This window comes from Tenacibaculum jejuense (assembly GCF_900198195.1).
Classification (GTDB): domain Bacteria; phylum Bacteroidota; class Bacteroidia; order Flavobacteriales; family Flavobacteriaceae; genus Polaribacter; species Polaribacter jejuensis.
This window is the reverse complement of the sequence record NZ_LT899436.1, coordinates 3,404,855-3,422,367: the sequence shown is the minus strand read 5'-3', so window position 1 is coordinate 3,422,367 and position 17,513 is coordinate 3,404,855. Positions and strand designations below refer to the sequence as shown.

Below are 17,513 nucleotides of genomic sequence, written 5' to 3'. Positions count from 1 at the left end.
AATTGTATTTTTAGTGAGTATTCACAAGTATTTCCTACGTTTTGGTTAACAAGAGCTCGTTGTGAATTGATTTCAAATTGTATTTTTAGTGAGTATTCACAAGCGAAAAGAATTTAGTCGTTTACTTAATTCTGTTGTGAATTGATTTCAAATTGTATTTTTAGTGAGTATTCACAAGCAAGATCAACCTTTGCACCTTCGTACTTTTGTTGTGAATTGATTTCAAATTGTATTTTTAGTGAGTATTCACAAGGTAAATCTTATAAAACCTCCTTTTTATTGGAGGTTTTAAGTTTTATAGGATTCAAAAATTAGAATAATTCTAGTTGTTGAATTGGTTTTTGAGGCGGAATTTCTTTTCTACCATGAAATATCTCCATCATACCAAACTGTTTGTCGGTTATTTCAAATATGCACACCTTGCCATGTTTGGGTAACATACTTTTTACCCTTTTTATATGTACACCAGAGTTTTGTCTACTAGGGCAATGCCGCATGTAAATAGAAAACTGAAACATGGTAAATCCATCAGCAATTAACTTTTTCCTAAAATTTTGCGCAGCTTTTCGTTCAGCTTTGGTTTCTGTTGGTAAATCAAATAATACTAATATCCACATAATTCTATAAGCGTTATACCTATCTGTACTCATGTAAATTCAGGATATAAAATAAACCTTCTTTCTCCTGTAAAGCATTTATGTAAACTAGCTGTAGTTATAGATGTGGCAACTAAAAGTGGTCGTTTTTTATTATCAATATACACATCTTGTGTAGCTATGGTTAATAAATGTGCTTTTATTTGCTTTGTGAGTGTTGTTTCTCCTGCATATAAATGAATACATTCAAGAACTAATTTGTCTACAAACGGGCGGTAAGGCTCCATAATATCATCGGCTAAACAATACGGATTGTACTTGTTTTTATGAAAAATACCTTGTGCCAATAAAAGTCCACTACTTATTAAAGCTCTTGCGATAATACTTCGTAAAATAGCATATCCGTAATTTAAGAAGTTGTTGGGTGCATCACCAAAACGTCTTCTTTGAAAATCATCTAGTAAGTATTTCCAATAATGGTTTGCTGCTTTTCCTTCCATATTGGTTTCATCACCAGAAATCAATTTTTCTAAGTAACTATTCATTGCCTTTACTGGCTTCTTCTCTTTTATCAATAACGCTTTTTGGTTTTCTATTTTAGCTTCAACAGTTTGTTTCCATAATTGTTTTTTTAATGGTAACGATGCTGCTAACTGATGTTTCCAATGCTCGGTTAACTGTGTGTGTCCTACTATTGGCAACATTAACCCATTTGGTAAATGATGATTATCACAATGTATTAAAGCAACTTTATTTCCCATTAATTTATTTAATAATTGAGCAGATAAAGTTATTTGTGGATGATCTAATAACAACAATGCCATATCTTCAATAGGTATACTTCCTTTTTGGGCTTTGGTTTCTGGGCATTGAATTATTAACTGATTTAATTTGGTTTTTAGGTACGATGAATTACCTATGTAAATAGTTCTCTTTAGCATTTTATTAATTTTAATAGTTGTAATTAAAAAAGCTTGCAAAAATGCAAGCTTAAAACATGTAATTATTCACCTATTCTAATGATATCTCCTAAATGATTAATTTTTATTTTAGTGATCTTTCCAAGATGCTTACTTGAAGCTTCTTCTCTCCACACTAGACCCTTTAGTTTTTTCATATCTACTTTTTTTCCATCTTTAGCTTTTCTTTCAATACTTGTTTCTAAATGATGTCTATAAGTTACTTCAAATCTTCCATCAGATTTTTTTGTCATTTTTTGAACTCTAAATAACTTTTCACTTATCAAAGGTCTATTTTTAAGATCTAAAAAGTTTAATTCATTTACTTCTTGTGGATTTGTAGTGTGTTTTAAATCAAAAACAAACAAATCATTTATCTGCATAGAAAAAACAAATTGCCCGTAAAAATCATTGTCCTTTCTTTTTATAATTGGTGTAGGTTTTCCTGTTTCCCTTATGTTTAATAATCCAATTTGTACTGCATCATAAAAAGAAATTACTTTATTAGTATACTCTCCTTCATTATTTATAAAAATTAAAGCGTGATGATTTCCTCCTGGTTTAGCATAACCTTTTCTTATTTTTTCAACTTTTGATTCTTCGGTTATTAATACTTTTTTAATCTGTATTTTCTTTTCTCTATTACTATACAATACATCTTTAAAAGCTCCTTTAATTTTTCCTTCATTTTCCTCAACTCTATTTTTTACAATACTTTTAATCCTTGGATCTATTATTTTTTCTAGTTGAGCTGTTGTAAACTTATCATTTAAAAAGACTCTTTTTGTCAAGGTTTTTACCTCTACCTCTTCTAATTTAATATCTTTTATTTTAAATGGTATTTCTTTTAACGATTTCTTGCTAAAAGCCAAATAATAGTTATTATCAAATAGCGAAAGTCGTTTATAAGCTTCCTTTTTAATTGTTTCATCAACTATTAATTCACAATTATAAATTTTTGAAACAGGTATTATTCTGCCTAAATTTTTAACTCCTAAAATCGTATCTTCATGTAACCTTTTTCTAGGTACCCAAGTTTCTTGTACTTTAGCATTTTTAATTTTATTCTTACTTTTAGTAAGTACTTTATTATTGTCTTTTTTAAACGATATTAAAATGCTTCCCAAATGCCTTCCAACTTCTTTTCTTAGATTTGGTATAGGTTTACTAAAGTATTGTTTTGTTAAATCTGAAAATGATTTTAAATTAAGTGTATTTCCTTCTAACTCTTCTGATAAATACGCTTCTATTTCTGCTACTTCTTTTGTAGACAAAGCATCTCTATTATATTGGTATAGCTTATTAAGGTTATTCAGTTTATAAATGATTTTTTGATCAGTTAGTGCACATATTAAAGCATCAATTGCATGATGCCTATGATCATCTCTTTTACTCCAATCGGTAATTACTTTAATTTCCTTTTCACCTCCTTTACGCTTAATGGTTTTCGTTTCTACCTGACCTAAATGTTCATATTTATCAAAATTTACATCTTGTAATACTTCTTTTAAGCCCCATTTATCTCTTAAAAAATCAGTTACCTGTCCTGTAGTTGTGTTTGTATTTAAACAAATTGTTTTTAAATGCTTTACTGCTTCTTTTGAAATGTACTGAGAATCTTTTTTCATTCTATCCACAAAATCGTCTGGAATATCTTCACCTCTTGTGAGTAAATTTTCAAATTTAGCTTTTGATATTTTTGCTTTATTACTTCCATTATCGTACAACATATTTACGGTTGTTATAAAGCGATTAAGTTCTTCTGCTCCTTTAGATTCCATAAAATCATACGCTGTCATTTGATTTTTTCCTTTTGAACCGCTATTGCATGCTTTATGAGCTAAAATATAATTACTCATACTGTTATTAAATGAGCGTGATTTTGGTAATATATGTTCCATCTCTGCGGTACCTTCCATAAACTCTTTACAAGTAATGTTTTTACCACAATACAAACATTCTTTATTTGTTTGTTCCCAAAGCTTATATCGTTTTACATCTCTACCATTTACAATTTTAAATTGATATTCATTTTGTAAAATTGCTCTTATTTTATTGTTGTCTTTTTTATTGTTTTTATTAGCAGAAGTAATTTTACTTCTTGTTTTAGCTGAATTTCGTAATTCTCTAGCTAACTCAACTCTAATTTCAAAATCTTCATACTTATCTTTATTCAATAAATCATATGTTTCAATAGCCTGATTTACCATGTTTACCATTTGATTTAAAATTTGCTCAACTACAGGATTTCTAAGAGAATTTTTAACAATAGGTTTTAGCTTCTTACTAACAATCTCTCTTATAGCTATTTTTTTATCAGAAATGTATTTTGCGTCTACTTTTGCATCATAAAAATTAGCACCTTGCTGCATAAATGGTAATAATTTGCGGATAGCTTTAGTCGATAAACTTCCATAATCAGATAGATAATTTACATGTTCTGCTATAAAATCACTTTGTTTTTTTGTGAAATTAAATCGTTTTTGAAGTGTGCTACTAATTTCTTTATTAGTAGATAATGAATAGGTAATGTGCCATAACTCTAACAACCCTCCCTTTTCATCATTTTTATTCAAATCAAAAGACAGGTATTGTTCGCTTTCGTTAATTCCTGCCTCTTCCAACTTGTCTTTTATCAGTTTATACGTTCTACTAGCCTCAAGCTCTGAATAATTGAAATAAATTTTATCTCTTATTCCATACCCTAAAACTTTTTTAATTTCTGAGATGGTAAGCTTGTATTTAGAATTTACTCCTTTGTAATTTTTTACATTTGATTGGTTATAAAACAAAGCATTAAATAAAGCTTCTTTTTGTTCTTGTGTAGGCTTATGTTCAATACCATCATAATCTTTCCATGATAGATCATTTAAACGCTGCCAAATTCTAAACACTTCAAAATAAGGTGAACTTTTAACAGTCGCTTTATGACTGATTTTTATGTAGTAATCTTTATGTTCATCTAATGCTAACGTATTTAAAAGATCTTTTTTAGTAATAATATCCTCATTACTATACTTTTTAAAAAATATAGTAATTACATCATTATTTAGTTTAATTTTTGAGTATTCATGTGAATACAGTGTAATGGATGCATTTTTACGACTTAAAAACCGAAGTTCTTTAACTAGTGTACCATTGTTTAAATTTAATTTTATAAAGTTAGTTTCTAGCTCACAACTAGACACTAAAGATTTTTGAGATTTTAAAGGTCGTTGATAAAAAATAATTTTATTTCTTATTTCATGATATAAAGTGTTCTTATTTTCTGCTGATTGAGAACTTCCTGTTAACGTTTTGTTGTAAAATACCGCTTGCTTATCCCAAATCCTATCAAACTCTTCAAGGTACAAATGCCTAAAATAGGTGCGTTCTCTTAATAAAACTTGCTGAACATTTTGCTCCTTTTTTAATTCATTAAAAAGTCCTTGTCCAATGGTTTTACCTAATAAATTCTTTTCTAAAAGTTTAATTCTTTCTTTATAGTCTGTACTATTTTCATCTGAGGTATTCGACTTTCTATTACTTAAAAAACCTCTTCTTTGATTTAACAGCAATAATACTCTTCCTAACTCTTGTAACGATATTTTTTCAGTAACCGCCTTTGCTCTTAATTCATATAATTTGTACGCTTCTAAATTTATCAGCTTATTATCTGGATACATTTCATTCTTTTTAAGAATTTTTACCAGCTTATCTCGTCTTTGCTTAAATCGTTGATTATTTCTTCTACTTCCTCTTTTTTCTGTTCGCTCTTGATGTTTACTCGCTCGTAAACCAGAATAGTATTTTCCATGAAAATTTGGGTCTTCTGGAACAACACGTACCGCTAACTTTTTAATTTCTTTTTTTCCTTCTTTTTCTTCTACTATGGCAAGGCCACAAGAGGAAACACCTAAATCTATACCTAGAGTTATCTTTGTTTTTTTCATTTATACTTTAATACGAGGTTATATAATTAGTTAAAAAACTAAATCTTTAAATCTGTTAAGATGTAAAAATTTTGTAACAGTTTTTAAAATAAATTATTAGCTAAAATTAATGAAATGATTTGTTATAAAATACGAGTATCCGTATTTGTATGTATTTAAAAATATCTATATTTGATATACAATTTAGAAATCAATTCACAATAAGGATAATTCCGTTGTGAAAACATTCAAGGTGGCGAAAGTCGCCTTTTTTTGTTGTCTACAAATAGTTATTTCTTTAGAATTATCCAGTATTTCGAATTACTTCTGCTAATTTTTTATGAAACTGTATTTAATAATCAATTTTATTTCGTTGATAAAAACAAAAACATCTAACTAAAACCCCTGAAAACAGGGTATGACATGAAACTCCTTGGTATTAGTTTAGTAGGCCTAAAATTTATAGAAATACTTTCATGAGCTATATTATAAAAATCAACTGTAAAGCGGAAGGAGAAAATTCGTTTTCAGAAGAAATAGTAATTCCCAAAACAAACCTCAATAAAGAACTTGAATTACACGATTGTAAAAACATTTTAAAATCGTTAACATCTACATTAACTTCTCTTAAAGAAAAGGATGAAATTTATGAGTTTAATTATACCATAAAGATCATATGTAATGAGGAAAAGCTTATAGATGGAGAAATGGAATTCTTTAAAATTGTTGTACAATATGAGCAATTACTAGATTTTATTATCGATTATGTAAATACTGCTAGTAACGGAAAATATGGAATAAGAATTTGGGAAGATTGTGAAACACCTCTAGGAAACGGTGCGATGATATCTTTGGTGGAAACCGATAAAAAATATATTCAGAGTTATATAGATTTCCTTAGAACTTGCGATTTAGATCATGAAGTATGTCAGTGGGGAGATATCGATAGTGTTATCAGTAAATATGGTTTCAATGAAGAAACAGTGAAGCTTGCAATAGCCAGATTAATGAGCTGTGCAGGACAAAGTGGAAAAGAACAATTTACTGATTTCCTAGATAAAGGTTTAGAAACATATTTAGCAGATAACAAAGAATTATTTTTAACAGCTTTGGTAGCAGAAACAAACTATAGTTTATACAATTGTAATTATTATCATAATTGTTTAGAAGCTTCAAAAGATGAATTTATTAATGAAGTGATAGATAGTATAAAAGAGCTTGTAGCTAAATTAGATAAAAGTGATATCGATTTCTTTAAAAAAGAACTTATAGGAATTTGGAAAAATTACAGAGTTTTACAATAAAATTGAAAGTTTGATTATTTACTTTGTTAGCGTACAAGTCTGATGTATGCTAACAGTAAGCCTCAGTTTAAACTGAGGCTTTTTTATTGTAGTTTATGGAAAGAAAAATATGAAAATGATAAAACAACAAATAAAATTATGAGTAATACACTTATAAATATGGAATCTTTATGGGCTATGTGAGCAACTAAGGCAGTAATTAGAAACAAAGCACTACCAACATAACTCCATTCTTTAATAAAATTCGGAATAGCGGGAATTAAGAGAACTAATGCAGCAATAGTTTTTAAAACTGCTAGTTGTATTCTAAAAAAATCTGGAAAACCTAATGCTTTTATACCTTCGATCGTTGTAGCGCTAAAAATATATGAATATGCACTAATGAAAAGAAATATAGAAAAGAGTAGGGTAGTAGTCCAATACAAGAATGCCATATTTACAAGAAAAAAGATTGTACTTGATGCACTAATTTTGTTCCATCAGGATCTCCTAAGGTTTTCAAATGACCTAAATTTTCTGCCCATTCTGATGTACGAATACGTATTGGAGGGTTTTCTGAAGTGGCAACATCTAAAACAACTTTAGCAACTTCTTTTCCTGTCTGATACGGAGAAGTTTCTGAATCACCAGCTCTATTTTGAGCTCCACTAATATATTTTTGAAAAATAGGAGCATATACACCAGTTGCTAATTCACCATCTTTATTTTGAGTTTTTTGTACTGCATTTGTCATAAATTCTGTGGCAATTCCTCCAGGTTCAACTAAAGAAAATTGTATGCCAAATGCAGGAGTTAAATAACTAGCCAAAGCTTCTGTAAAACCTTCAACTGCAAACTTAGCACCACAATACAATTCATTAAAAGGTTGCCCAACTAAACCTCCAATAGAAGTAATATTAATTATATGTCCACTTTTTTGTTTTCTCATGTGTGGAATTACTGCTTTTGTCGTTCTAATAACACCAGTGTAGTTTACATCAGTTACCCAATCTATTTCTTCTTGAGAAGCAAATTCTAAAGTTTTCGCAAATCCAGCTCCTGCGTTATTCAACAAAATATCAAGTTTTCCATCTTTCTCGATAATTGTATTTATAGCGTTATAGATAGAATCATTTTTAGTGACATCTAATTCAAGAATTTCAATTGTTAAATTTCGATTTTGAATTTCTCTTTTTAAAGCTTCACTTTTAGCTAAATTTCGCATAGTGGCATAAACTTTAAAATTATTTTCAGCAAAAAGTAAAGCTGCTTCAAAGCCGACTCCTGTTGATGTTCCTGTAATTAAAATATTTTTATTCATAAGTTATTTTTTTTGGATTGAATGTTCATTCCAATTTATAATTAAATTTTTTACACTTTAATTGCGTCCCAAACTAATTTTAATTGATTATCAATATATGTCGTATTAGTGTTTTGAATGTTCCAACGAATAGTAGTTAATAAAGAGCCTCCTATGAATTGCAATAATTCTTGAGTTTCCAGAGGTTTTATGATGTTTCTTTTTTTACCTGTAGCAATAAGAACATACACTTCTTTAGCTGCCGTTTCACCTAATTTTCTGCTTTCGTCTGTAATTATTGGAGACGCGTGTAATTGTTCCATAAATTGAAAATACTGAATATTTTCAATGAAAAAATGTACAGCTACATTGTAATAATTAAAGAATTGTGCTTTAATTTCTTCTTCAGGATTAAATGGCTCAAATATTTCCTGCTCTTGAAGTTTAATAAACTGATAAATGTGATTAATTAAAATTTCCTTAGTAGGAAAGTAATTATAAATAGTACCCATACCTGTACCAGCTTCTTTAGCAATTGCAGACATTGGTGTTGCATGTATACCGTTAGCGGTAAGTAATTTTAAAGCAGCTTTTAGGATACTATCTTTTTTTGTCATGGTACAAAGATATGATTTTTTGGAATATTCATTCCAAAAAATAAATTCAAATAAAAATAAAACCGCTAAAACTTAAAAGAATTAGCGGTTTAAAATTAGAGAGATTTTCCCGTTTTTAATATATATTCTGATATTACTTTTTAATTAATTTTTTCTTTACAATAAGTTCTTTTCCTTCCTTTATATGTAAAATATATACTCCGGAAGATTTAGAATTCGGTGTGATTTTTTTATCTGAATTTGCTTCTAAAACAGTTTTTTCTCGATAAACAACACTTCCTTTTATATCATATAAAATTATTTCGACAGGTTGTATCTTGTCTATTTTAGATGACGAAATCACAATGTGATTTGTAAATGGATTTGGTTTTATTTCAAAGTCTGAAGCTGATAAAACAGGAGGGTATGTAATAGTGTTTTTAGAAGAAAATCTATTTGCAGAAGTACCACATGCACCCAAGAAATTCCAATCGTTAGCAGAAGTACGCTCAAATAAGTTTCCTTGGTAAACGACTTTATCTCCCGCAGAATAACTTACACCACTTCTCCATTCAGCAACACCAGAACAAATATCTGGATTATTAGTATCTCCATCTGTTGTGTAATTAACAATTAATCGAGCTGCTTTACTAGCACCACCTTCATAAGAATCTGCAACACGTTTTGCTGAAGTACTTGTTAAACTAGTACCTTTACCTTTAACAAGAAAACTTACACTATTTCCTGATACCCAACTACTTTTATTTACTAAGCTTTGTACCATATTTTTTAAGTTCGGAGTTCGTTGTGCACTTCCGTTTTGGTTAGATGACCAAGAGCTTGGTCTCCAAGTAACTTTTGATGAAAAAGTAGGTCTGTCAGATACATTATTAGAATTTGAAAAAGCAGGCGAATTACTACTATTGTGTAAACTGATTTCTAGTTCTGTACTAGCGCTATTACTTTCGTCAGCATTAAACTGGAGATAAGCACTAGTTATTGAAGCGTTCTTAGGTAAATTTACACCTCTAAAACGTAATCCTATTTTTTGAAATCCGTTATTTTCATAACTATCATACACTAATTCTAAATCACTACTATTGGCATAAATACTACCATTTTCTCTTTCTTCTACATCATCACTACCATTTGCTATAGCTATTTCTAAAGTTCCATTTCCAGAATCGCCTCCACCTCCAGAAGTATTTCTATTAATGGTAACAACACTACCGTTTGAAGGACTCCAAATATCTAAATTAGAAGGAATTTGAAAAGAATTATTATTAGAAACAGAACCAACACTTGAAGCATTATCGACACGTATTGTTCTTGTCTCAATTTTGTTTTCATCAACAAAAATCCATTTAAATTGGTTAAATCTTCCAGAATTACGAGTCCAATTTTTATTGTCATCATTAGAACGTAGTGGTGCTCCCCAACATCCTTCTCCGACATATGTAGTACCATTATCATCTCTTTTAAATCCTTCATCATTTCCAGATGAAGACGAAGGACGAACTGGCCATGTTGTTTTTACGGTGTGTGCATCACATTCTACAACTAACTTTACATTTTTGTCATAAAATAAACGCGCCCAATTACCATACTGACTATTTCCTTCACGTTTAAAACGAACGTGAGGACGCATTGGTTTGTGATATTGTGCAATTTTCCAAATCGCATTTGTAGAATTTAAGTCGTTACGTAACCAAGTAGTTTGGTTTCCTGAGATTGAAATTTCAGTATTTAAAGTGTAGGTTCTTACTAAGTTGTTACCAAAAGTTATGGCGTAGTATACACTGGTAGAAGGTACATCAAATAAATTGTAAATACTATTATTGCTATCTTCATGGTTACCTCTAGCAGCGATAATAGGGAACATTCTTCCGTCTGATGCAATAGTTAATTGCCAGTCATCAAACCAAGTTCTCCATTGGCTATTAGTATCGTCATCTGTCATATCACCTCCGAATAAAACAGCATGAGGTTTTAATTTAGATACAAGTAGGTTAGCGTTTCTTCTTGGGGTTCTATTATTTCTAGAGTCTCCACCAGCAATAAAAGATAATCTGCTGTTATTTGCAGGAGCAGTTTTAAACCATAATCTACGACTTGTTCCTTGACTATCTCTAATAACAAAATAGTATGCAGTGTTTGGTTGCAAACCTGTTAATCTAGCAAAGTGATTGTTCATTCCTTTGTATGAAACTGCTTTGGTTGGTGCCATAGAAAAATTATAGCGACTATAATCTGTTCCATAATCTGTAGTTCCGTAGTAAACTCTGGGGTTGCTACCAGAAATTTGATTCCAGCCAATAACAATTGTCGTAGCTGGATCGTCTCTTAAAGTAAGGCGATATTTATCGTTGTTAGCATTAAGGTTAAATCCTATTAGCAAAAGAATTGCTAATGATAAAAGTTTTTTCATTTTAGGGTAGAGGTTAATTGGTTAATTTTTTGCGAATTTAAAAAGTTATGAAATGATTTATCCTAACAATTTAAATTATTAATTAAAAATTAAATAAGTTAACTATTTTTTTTTGAAAACATAACATACTGATAGTTGTAAATTAACACAAGATAATTTTGAAAAAAGCGATAAATTTTTCAAAAACTTATCGCTTCACATTATATTTAAACAAAAAAGAATAATTATTTCTTAATTAATTTCTGTGTTTTGATTATGCGATTGTTTTGTTTCACAAATAAGAAATAAATACCATTGGCCGTTAACTCAGGATTAATAACGATCTCTTTAGTATTGTTGAAAGTTGTATTAAAAACTTTGACTCCACTAATATCAAATAACTCAATAGTAACAGGCTTCGTTATATATTTATCGTTTAATGAAATAGTAATATGATCTGTGAAAGGATTAGGGAATATTTCAAAACTTTTTTCCGATAAAATTGGAGGAGTATTTATTATTGAAGAGTTTACTCTATTTTTAATAAGAGTTCCACAAGTTTCCAAGAAATTCCAATCAGAATCAGTTTTTTCGAATAAATTACCTTCATACGTTACTTTATCACCAGAGGTATAATTTATATTTTGTTGCCATTCATTAATGCCTGAACAAATATCTGAAGATTTATCAACCGTATATTTTATAACTAATTTTGCAGCCTTATTAGGATTTTTATCAAACGCATAAGCAGACCTTTTTGCATTGGTGTTTTGTAAACTTTTACCTTTACCTCTTATGATAAAGCTAGCACTGTTTCCAGATTTCCAACTATTTAATTCTATTAATTGCTGTAACATAGTAGACAAATCAGGAGTTCTTTGTGCATTTCCTGCTTGATCAGCTGTCCATGGAGTCGGTTTCCAAATCACTTTTGATGAGAAAGTATTTCTTCCAGAAACATTATTTGAGTTGGTGAAAACTGGTGAATCGCCAACATTGTGTAAGCTGATTTCTAGTTCTGTAGTATCACTATGGTCTTTTTCTGAGGTAAATTGGATAAAAGCATTTGTAATAGTTGCATTTTTAGGAAGATTTATGTTTCTAAAACGTAAACCAATTTTTTGATAGCTAAATTTATTTACAAAATCGTAGACCAACTCTAAATCGCCACTATCTTTATATAAACTTCCGAACCTATGTTCTTCAACATCGTCATCTCCATTAGAAATTGCAACTTCTAATGTGTTTTTTTCATCAGAACTACCTAAAGAGTTTTCTCTTTCTAGAGTAACAACTTTTCCATTTACAGGATTCCAAATATCCAAATTAGAGGGAATTTGAAAAGTATTAGTGTTTGAAACTTCATCAACTTCATTGGCATTATCTATTTTAATAGTCCTAGTTTCAATTTTATTTTCATCAATAAAAATCCATTTGAATTGATTAAATCTTCCAGAATTACGAGTCCAATTTTTATCATCATCGTTGTTACGAAGTGGAGCTCCCCAACATCCTTCACCAACATATACAGTTCCTTTTTTATTATCTCTAATAAAACCTTCATCATTTCCAGAGCTAGTAGAAGGCTTTACAGGCCAAGTAGTTTTAACTGTATGCGCATCACACTCTACTACTAGTCTAACCCCTTTTTTATAGAATAGATCAGCCCAATTGTTATACTGACTATTACCATTTAATTTGAAAAAAGTGTGAGGACGCATTGGTTTGTGATATTGTGCAATTTTCCAGTCAGTATTTGTACTATTTACATCATTTTTTAACCAATCTGTTTGATTACCTGAAATAGAAATTTCTGTATTTAATGTATATATTCTAACTAAATTATCTCCAAAAGTAAGAGCATAATATACATTAGATGATGGCGTATCAAAAAGATTGTAGATACTATTATTACTATCTTCATGATTACCTCTTGCAGCTATTAAAGGAAACATTCTACCATCTTTAGCAATAGTTAATTGCCAATCGTTAAACCAATTTTGCCATTGACTGTTGGTGTCATTATCAGTCATATCTCCTCCAAACATAATAGCATGTGGTTTTAATTTAGAAACTAAAAGGTTGGCATTTTTTCTTGATGATCTATTATTACGAGAATCACCACCAGCAATGAAAGATAATCGACTCTTGTCGGCTGGGGCTGTTTTAAACCAGAAACGTTTACTTGTACTTTGACTATCTTTAATAATAAAATAGTAAGCCGTATTTGGAGTCAATCCAGTTAATCTTACAAATGTGTTATTCATACCTTTATAAGAAACAGTTCTACTGGGAGATATAGAGTTCGAGTACTTCTTAAAATCTGTACCGTAATCTACAATACTGTAGTAAACTTTTGCATTGTTTCCTGAGATTTGATTCCATCCGATAACTATAGAAGTTGCAGGGTTACCTCGTAAGGTTAATCTATATTTATCAGTATTAGCATAGGCGATGCATCCTATACATAGAAATAAGATCAAGAAGAGATTTTTTTTCATAATCAGAAAAGGGGTTAATTAAATTAATTTTAATTGTCGCCGTGAAAATACATAAGTGAATACACTGATAAATACTGAAAGATGAATGTTAATTGAAAATTAAATCACATAACTATTTGTTAAAAAAAATATAATAATTAAAGGTTTTTTAGTTAATGTTTATTCCAGTTATTTTGTGGTCATGAAAAAAAATAATCTCCTCAAACTTTCAGTATTTTTTATTTTTATTGGTCGCGCTTGGCAACATCTTTTTTGGGATGCTCCTTATCGAACTTTTTTTTGGGATGAATCTCTCTTAAAACCTGTAATTGAAAATGTTTTTGCTATTTCTTGGACTACATATGCTACAAGTACTACTACAGATACATTTGTACAATCGCTAATCATAGCCAAAGGCGTTTTGTATGTAATAGCAGCAATTTCAAGTATATTAATAACAAGATCAAATAAGAAATTATTCAGAATTCCAATTTTTGTAGGTGGGATAAGTTTAGTGATTTTAACTATTCTTTTAACCAAGGAAAAGTTCTACCATTTCGCTCAATTTTTCGAACATGGTATTCAGTTTGGTTTACCTTTTGTTTTATTGTATACTTTAAAAGAAAACTATAACGAACAAAAAGTTTTTTTAAGTTTAAAAGTATTAATTGCAGTAACATTTTTTTCACACGGATTGTATGCTTTTGGAGCATATCCTGTACCAGGAAAATTTGTAGATATGGTAATTAATATTTTTGGATGTTCAGAATCATTTGCGCTTTCGTTTCTTTACATAGCAGGAGTTTTAGACTTTATATTAGCAGTCTTAATTTTTCTTCCAAAGTTTAGTAAATACGCATTGATTTATGCTGTAGTATGGGGATTATTAACAGCGTTAGCAAGAATAGTTGCTAATTTTTATATAGAGTTTCCACTACAATCGATACATCAAAATTTATATGAAGTTGTATACAGGTTGCCTCATGGGTTGGTTCCGTTACTAGTTGTTTTACATCAAGAATTTTATGTGAAAACAGTAAAGTCTTTGAAATTTGCGAAATAAAACTTAGTTCATTATAAATGAAATAAATCTTTAAACATACTAACTTCCGGAGTTATCTTCATTTTATGACCGTTCGTCTATAAACGGGTGTTTTTTTAGTTACTAATCTCTAATTTTAAGTAATCTAAATATTCATCCCCAAAAACTATAGATGATGATCACCAATACAATACTGATAAAAAAATTGAGGTTCAAGTTAGTTGATAAAAAAATGATTGTTGAGTTAATAAAAACAGACGATTACTTAAAAAATGAAAGTTCTTTAAGCAATGAAGAATTGGTACATTTAATAAGATTGCAAATCAGTAATTAAGTTTTATCACCGAATCGTAAAAAAAAGAACCCAATAAAAATTATTGGGATCTGAGAAGTGTTCATGCTACAACACTTTATTAAAGGCTACCCTAAATTAACCTCTACAACTTATAAATTACTTCAAATCAATTGTGAAAGATAAACTAGGAGTAATTTCATTTGTTTCACCAAGCTCAATTACAATCAAAATATCAAAGTCAAATTTTAATTTTACGTATGAATTATTATTTGTTATGATAAGCTTTAGAAACAGCATAACTATCTTCAAACCAATTCCAAAGAATCACTTTTCCATCCTTAACTTTTACACGTAAAGCATAAGTGAATTCTTCAGTTTGTTTTCCTGTTTTTGTTAATTCCCCAATCATATTTCCAAAGAAAGCAGCAGTATCTCCTTTAGATAAAGCATCGTTAGGTTCCCATTTTATAGTTTTAAAGTTCGATCCAAACTCAGGTAAAAACTTTTCTAAAATTGTTTTTTTACCTTTCCATGGTCCAATCCAAGGCATGCTTTTATCACCTTCATTGTGCCAAACCATATCATCATGCATTAAGCTTACCATCTTTTTCATATCACCTTTCCCTATAGCTCCCATAAAATCCATGGCAACTTTCATAGTTTCATCGGAAGAACTTTTAGATTTTAGTTGTTGCATTGCAGTGGCCCAATCTTCAATATGATTTGTACTTACAAACTTTCCGTCTTTCATGGTATGAATATCGATAGTCATTATTTTAAATGACTTAGATCCGTTTGTTGGTAATCCCATAAAGTCACCATTAGGAGTTCCTGTAGCAATACTTCTTACTACAAATTTGTCTCCATCATTTATGATTTGTTGTGTTTCCCACTTTAAATCAGGAATTAATTTCCAGAAGAATTCTAATTGTCTCATTAATTCTTTTGCTCCTTTTGAACCAGTAGAATTAAATGATTGATATCCTTCTGCCATTAACCGAGTTAAAACAGCTGTAGGTCTTGTATCTTTATTTACGGTTAAGGCTTTTTGGTAAAAAGCAGAAATAGCTTCTTTATTTTTCATAATCTCTTTTGAGTTTTTTTGCTGAGCATTACATCCAGTAATTAGTACAGTTAAGTATACTATACTCGATAAAGAAATGAATCGCTTCATGATAAATTGGTTTAAAATTAATGTGCCTCAAAAGTATATTGAGAAGATGTGAAGCTTAGGTGAAAAAAAATATTTTTAGGGTAAAAATGGGAAAGTTATCTATTGATTTAATTCTTTAAACTCTTTTGGAGAAAGCTGAGTTCGTTTTCTGAAGTATTTAAAAAAATTAGTCGGTGAATCGAAACCAACATGATATGCTATTTCAGTTAGTGAAAGTTGAGAGTTGATAATGAGTCTTTTAATTTGTAGAATCAAAATTTCATCAATAAATGCCTTTGTAGATTTGCCAACAATACTTTGCGTAATATTGTTCAGTGTTTTAGAACTTACACCTAGTTTTTCAGCATAAAAGGAAACTTTTTTACTTTCAAAGCATTCTTTTTCAATTAGTTCTTGAAGTTTAGTAAATTTTAAATGGTAGTTTTTATTATCGAAGTTAGTATTACTTTTTGATTTTATTTGTAATAATTTCAAGATCAAAACTTGAACTAAACTTCTGATAATAGGAGTGGAATACGAATCGTTACTATTAGAAAATTCAATATTAATTTGAAGTACGATTTTACGAATTTCCTCAAATTCACTGGAGTTTAATTGAATTTTAGGAGCACTTAACATTTCATTAAAAAGTTGAAATAGTTTTAAAGTTTCGAACTTATCTGAGTATTTTATAATGAAATCTTCGGTAAAAACAAGAATTTTCCCGCTAGCTTCAGATTTGTAGAATTTATGAATATTATTTTTTCTTAAGGTAAAAATAGTGCCTTTTTGATACGAATAATCCTGATAGTTAATATTATGAATTCCCTCACCTTTGGAAATAAAAACCATCACATAAAAAGAAACTTTATGATGTTCAAATTGATTATGATCTGAGGGCTTTAAATGTATAATGCTACTTAAATCAACCAAATCAAAATAAAGATGGTCTTTATTTTTCTTTTTGAATGTAACTTGTTTAATGGGTTTCATTAGTTAAAAAGATCCATAGTTTAGTGGCTTTTAAAAATACTAATTCCTTTTTAACTCAGCTTTTCTCATAGGCATTCCATCAATTAAAGTGAAAAGAAGATTTTTGGTAAATACTTTATTTTTTACAGTTTTTTTTCTCCCTCCATCAAGACCAATCAATATGACTTTAAAAGGGGGCTTCTTTGAAGCATATTTGTCGTATAAACTAGTTTCATTTTTCCAAGATCCTATTTCGGTTTTGTCATTTTCGAATGAAATTTCACGAATTCTATTTTTTTGTACATCTAATATTTTTAGTTTACGCTCTTTAAAAGCTTTAGCAGGTTCTGAGAATTCTTGTAACTGTTTTATGTACAAGCTGTCTTTTGAGTCTTTAGAAACAATAACAATCATTCTATTTTCCCAACGATACGATTTTAAATCGATATTTTGGGTGTAAGATTTAATACTAATTATCAGTATAAAAAAAGTTAAAAAACAGCTTGTCTTAAATTGCAT

13 protein-coding genes and 1 CRISPR repeat array (1 of these 14 cut by a window edge) are annotated in these 17,513 nt (G+C 29.4%); of the genes, 2 read left to right on the top strand and 11 right to left on the bottom strand.

Annotation, left to right across the window (positions count from 1 at the left end; translation table 11 throughout):
* A CRISPR array of direct repeats spans positions 1-253; the repeat unit is 45 nt; unit sequence GTTGTGAATTGATTTCAAATTGTATTTTTAGTGAGTATTCACAAG (it extends 1,815 nt beyond the left edge of the window).
* Between the two features lie 58 nt (positions 254-311).
* From cas2 to cas9, 3 genes are all read right to left on the bottom strand, one after another.
* Complete coding sequence (gene cas2 / locus AQ1685_RS14830; protein WP_095073415.1) at positions 312-650, bottom strand: CRISPR-associated endonuclease Cas2; 339 nt, start codon at positions 648-650, stop codon at positions 312-314.
* The gene (gene cas1, locus AQ1685_RS14825) at positions 647-1,537 is read right to left on the bottom strand and encodes a type II CRISPR-associated endonuclease Cas1 (protein ID WP_095075091.1); all 891 of its coding nucleotides are present in this window, start codon (positions 1,535-1,537) and stop codon (positions 647-649) included. The genes cas2 and cas1 overlap by 4 nt, the downstream gene beginning before the upstream one ends.
* 62 nt (positions 1,538-1,599) lie before the next feature.
* Complete coding sequence (gene cas9, locus AQ1685_RS14820) at positions 1,600-5,487, bottom strand: type II CRISPR RNA-guided endonuclease Cas9 (protein ID WP_095073413.1); 3,888 nt, start codon at positions 5,485-5,487, stop codon at positions 1,600-1,602.
* A gap of 455 nt (positions 5,488-5,942) precedes the next feature.
* Here cas9 and AQ1685_RS14815 point away from each other — a divergent pair, with 455 nt between their 5' ends.
* Complete coding sequence (locus AQ1685_RS14815) at positions 5,943-6,770, top strand: hypothetical protein (RefSeq protein ID WP_095073411.1); 828 nt, start codon at positions 5,943-5,945, stop codon at positions 6,768-6,770.
* Between the two features lie 83 nt (positions 6,771-6,853).
* Here AQ1685_RS14815 and AQ1685_RS14810 read toward each other — a convergent pair whose 3' ends face one another.
* The 5 genes from AQ1685_RS14810 to AQ1685_RS14790 all read right to left on the bottom strand — a co-directional run bounded on the left by AQ1685_RS14810 (position 6,854) and on the right by AQ1685_RS14790 (position 13,553).
* The gene (locus AQ1685_RS14810; RefSeq protein WP_095073409.1) at positions 6,854-7,204 is read right to left on the bottom strand and encodes a DoxX family protein; all 351 of its coding nucleotides are present in this window, start codon (positions 7,202-7,204) and stop codon (positions 6,854-6,856) included.
* 2 nt (positions 7,205-7,206) lie between these two features.
* Positions 7,207-8,070, bottom strand: coding sequence for an SDR family oxidoreductase (locus AQ1685_RS14805; protein WP_095073406.1), 864 nt, complete (start codon positions 8,068-8,070; stop codon positions 7,207-7,209).
* A 50-nt stretch (positions 8,071-8,120) separates the two neighbouring features.
* Positions 8,121-8,666, bottom strand: coding sequence for a TetR/AcrR family transcriptional regulator (locus AQ1685_RS14800; protein WP_095073404.1), 546 nt, complete (start codon positions 8,664-8,666; stop codon positions 8,121-8,123).
* A gap of 133 nt (positions 8,667-8,799) precedes the next feature.
* Positions 8,800-11,073 carry a fibronectin type III domain-containing protein gene (locus AQ1685_RS14795; RefSeq protein ID WP_095073402.1) on the bottom strand — a complete coding sequence of 758 codons (2,274 nt, stop codon included), beginning with the start codon at positions 11,071-11,073 and terminating at the stop codon, positions 8,800-8,802.
* 224 nt (positions 11,074-11,297) lie between these two features.
* Entirely contained in the window at positions 11,298-13,553 is a 2,256-nt protein-coding gene (locus tag AQ1685_RS14790; protein ID WP_095073400.1) for a purple acid phosphatase family protein, read from the bottom strand.
* Between the two features lie 181 nt (positions 13,554-13,734).
* On the opposite strand from AQ1685_RS14790, the gene AQ1685_RS14785 reads away from it, so the two are divergent.
* On the top strand, positions 13,735-14,595 hold the full coding sequence (locus AQ1685_RS14785) for a DoxX-like family protein (RefSeq protein ID WP_095073398.1): 861 nt from the start codon (positions 13,735-13,737) through the stop codon (positions 14,593-14,595).
* 539 nt (positions 14,596-15,134) lie between these two features.
* On the opposite strand, the gene AQ1685_RS14780 is transcribed toward AQ1685_RS14785, so the two are convergent.
* The 3 genes from AQ1685_RS14780 to AQ1685_RS14770 form a co-directional block, all read right to left on the bottom strand.
* The gene (locus AQ1685_RS14780; RefSeq protein ID WP_175577902.1) at positions 15,135-16,043 is read right to left on the bottom strand and encodes a nuclear transport factor 2 family protein; all 909 of its coding nucleotides are present in this window, start codon (positions 16,041-16,043) and stop codon (positions 15,135-15,137) included.
* Between the two features lie 99 nt (positions 16,044-16,142).
* Positions 16,143-17,015, bottom strand: coding sequence for an AraC family transcriptional regulator (locus tag AQ1685_RS14775; protein ID WP_095073397.1), 873 nt, complete (start codon positions 17,013-17,015; stop codon positions 16,143-16,145).
* A 39-nt stretch (positions 17,016-17,054) separates the two neighbouring features.
* Positions 17,055-17,513: a DUF4174 domain-containing protein gene (locus tag AQ1685_RS14770; protein ID WP_095073395.1), complete on the bottom strand. Its 459-nt coding sequence runs from the start codon at positions 17,511-17,513 to the stop codon at positions 17,055-17,057.

What these genes read in the sequence shown, in the direction of transcription:
- AQ1685_RS14770 (WP_095073395.1), bottom strand. Translation starts at nt 17,513, where the DNA reads ATGCAATTTAAGACAAGCTGTTTTTTAACTTTTTTTATACTGATAATT.
- AQ1685_RS14815 (WP_095073411.1), top strand. Translation starts at nt 5,943, where the DNA reads ATGAGCTATATTATAAAAATCAACTGTAAAGCGGAAGGAGAAAATTCG.
- AQ1685_RS14780 (WP_175577902.1), bottom strand. Translation starts at nt 16,043, where the DNA reads ATGAAGCGATTCATTTCTTTATCGAGTATAGTATACTTAACTGTACTA.
- AQ1685_RS14810 (WP_095073409.1), bottom strand. Translation starts at nt 7,204, where the DNA reads ATGGCATTCTTGTATTGGACTACTACCCTACTCTTTTCTATATTTCTT.
- AQ1685_RS14800 (WP_095073404.1), bottom strand. Translation starts at nt 8,666, where the DNA reads ATGACAAAAAAAGATAGTATCCTAAAAGCTGCTTTAAAATTACTTACC.
- cas1 (WP_095075091.1), bottom strand. Translation starts at nt 1,537, where the DNA reads ATGCTAAAGAGAACTATTTACATAGGTAATTCATCGTACCTAAAAACC.
- AQ1685_RS14790 (WP_095073400.1), bottom strand. Translation starts at nt 13,553, where the DNA reads ATGAAAAAAAATCTCTTCTTGATCTTATTTCTATGTATAGGATGCATC.
- AQ1685_RS14775 (WP_095073397.1), bottom strand. Translation starts at nt 17,015, where the DNA reads ATGAAACCCATTAAACAAGTTACATTCAAAAAGAAAAATAAAGACCAT.
- AQ1685_RS14795 (WP_095073402.1), bottom strand. Translation starts at nt 11,073, where the DNA reads ATGAAAAAACTTTTATCATTAGCAATTCTTTTGCTAATAGGATTTAAC.
- cas9 (WP_095073413.1), bottom strand. Translation starts at nt 5,487, where the DNA reads ATGAAAAAAACAAAGATAACTCTAGGTATAGATTTAGGTGTTTCCTCT.
- cas2 (WP_095073415.1), bottom strand. Translation starts at nt 650, where the DNA reads ATGAGTACAGATAGGTATAACGCTTATAGAATTATGTGGATATTAGTA.
- AQ1685_RS14785 (WP_095073398.1), top strand. Translation starts at nt 13,735, where the DNA reads ATGAAAAAAAATAATCTCCTCAAACTTTCAGTATTTTTTATTTTTATT.
- AQ1685_RS14805 (WP_095073406.1), bottom strand. Translation starts at nt 8,070, where the DNA reads ATGAATAAAAATATTTTAATTACAGGAACATCAACAGGAGTCGGCTTT.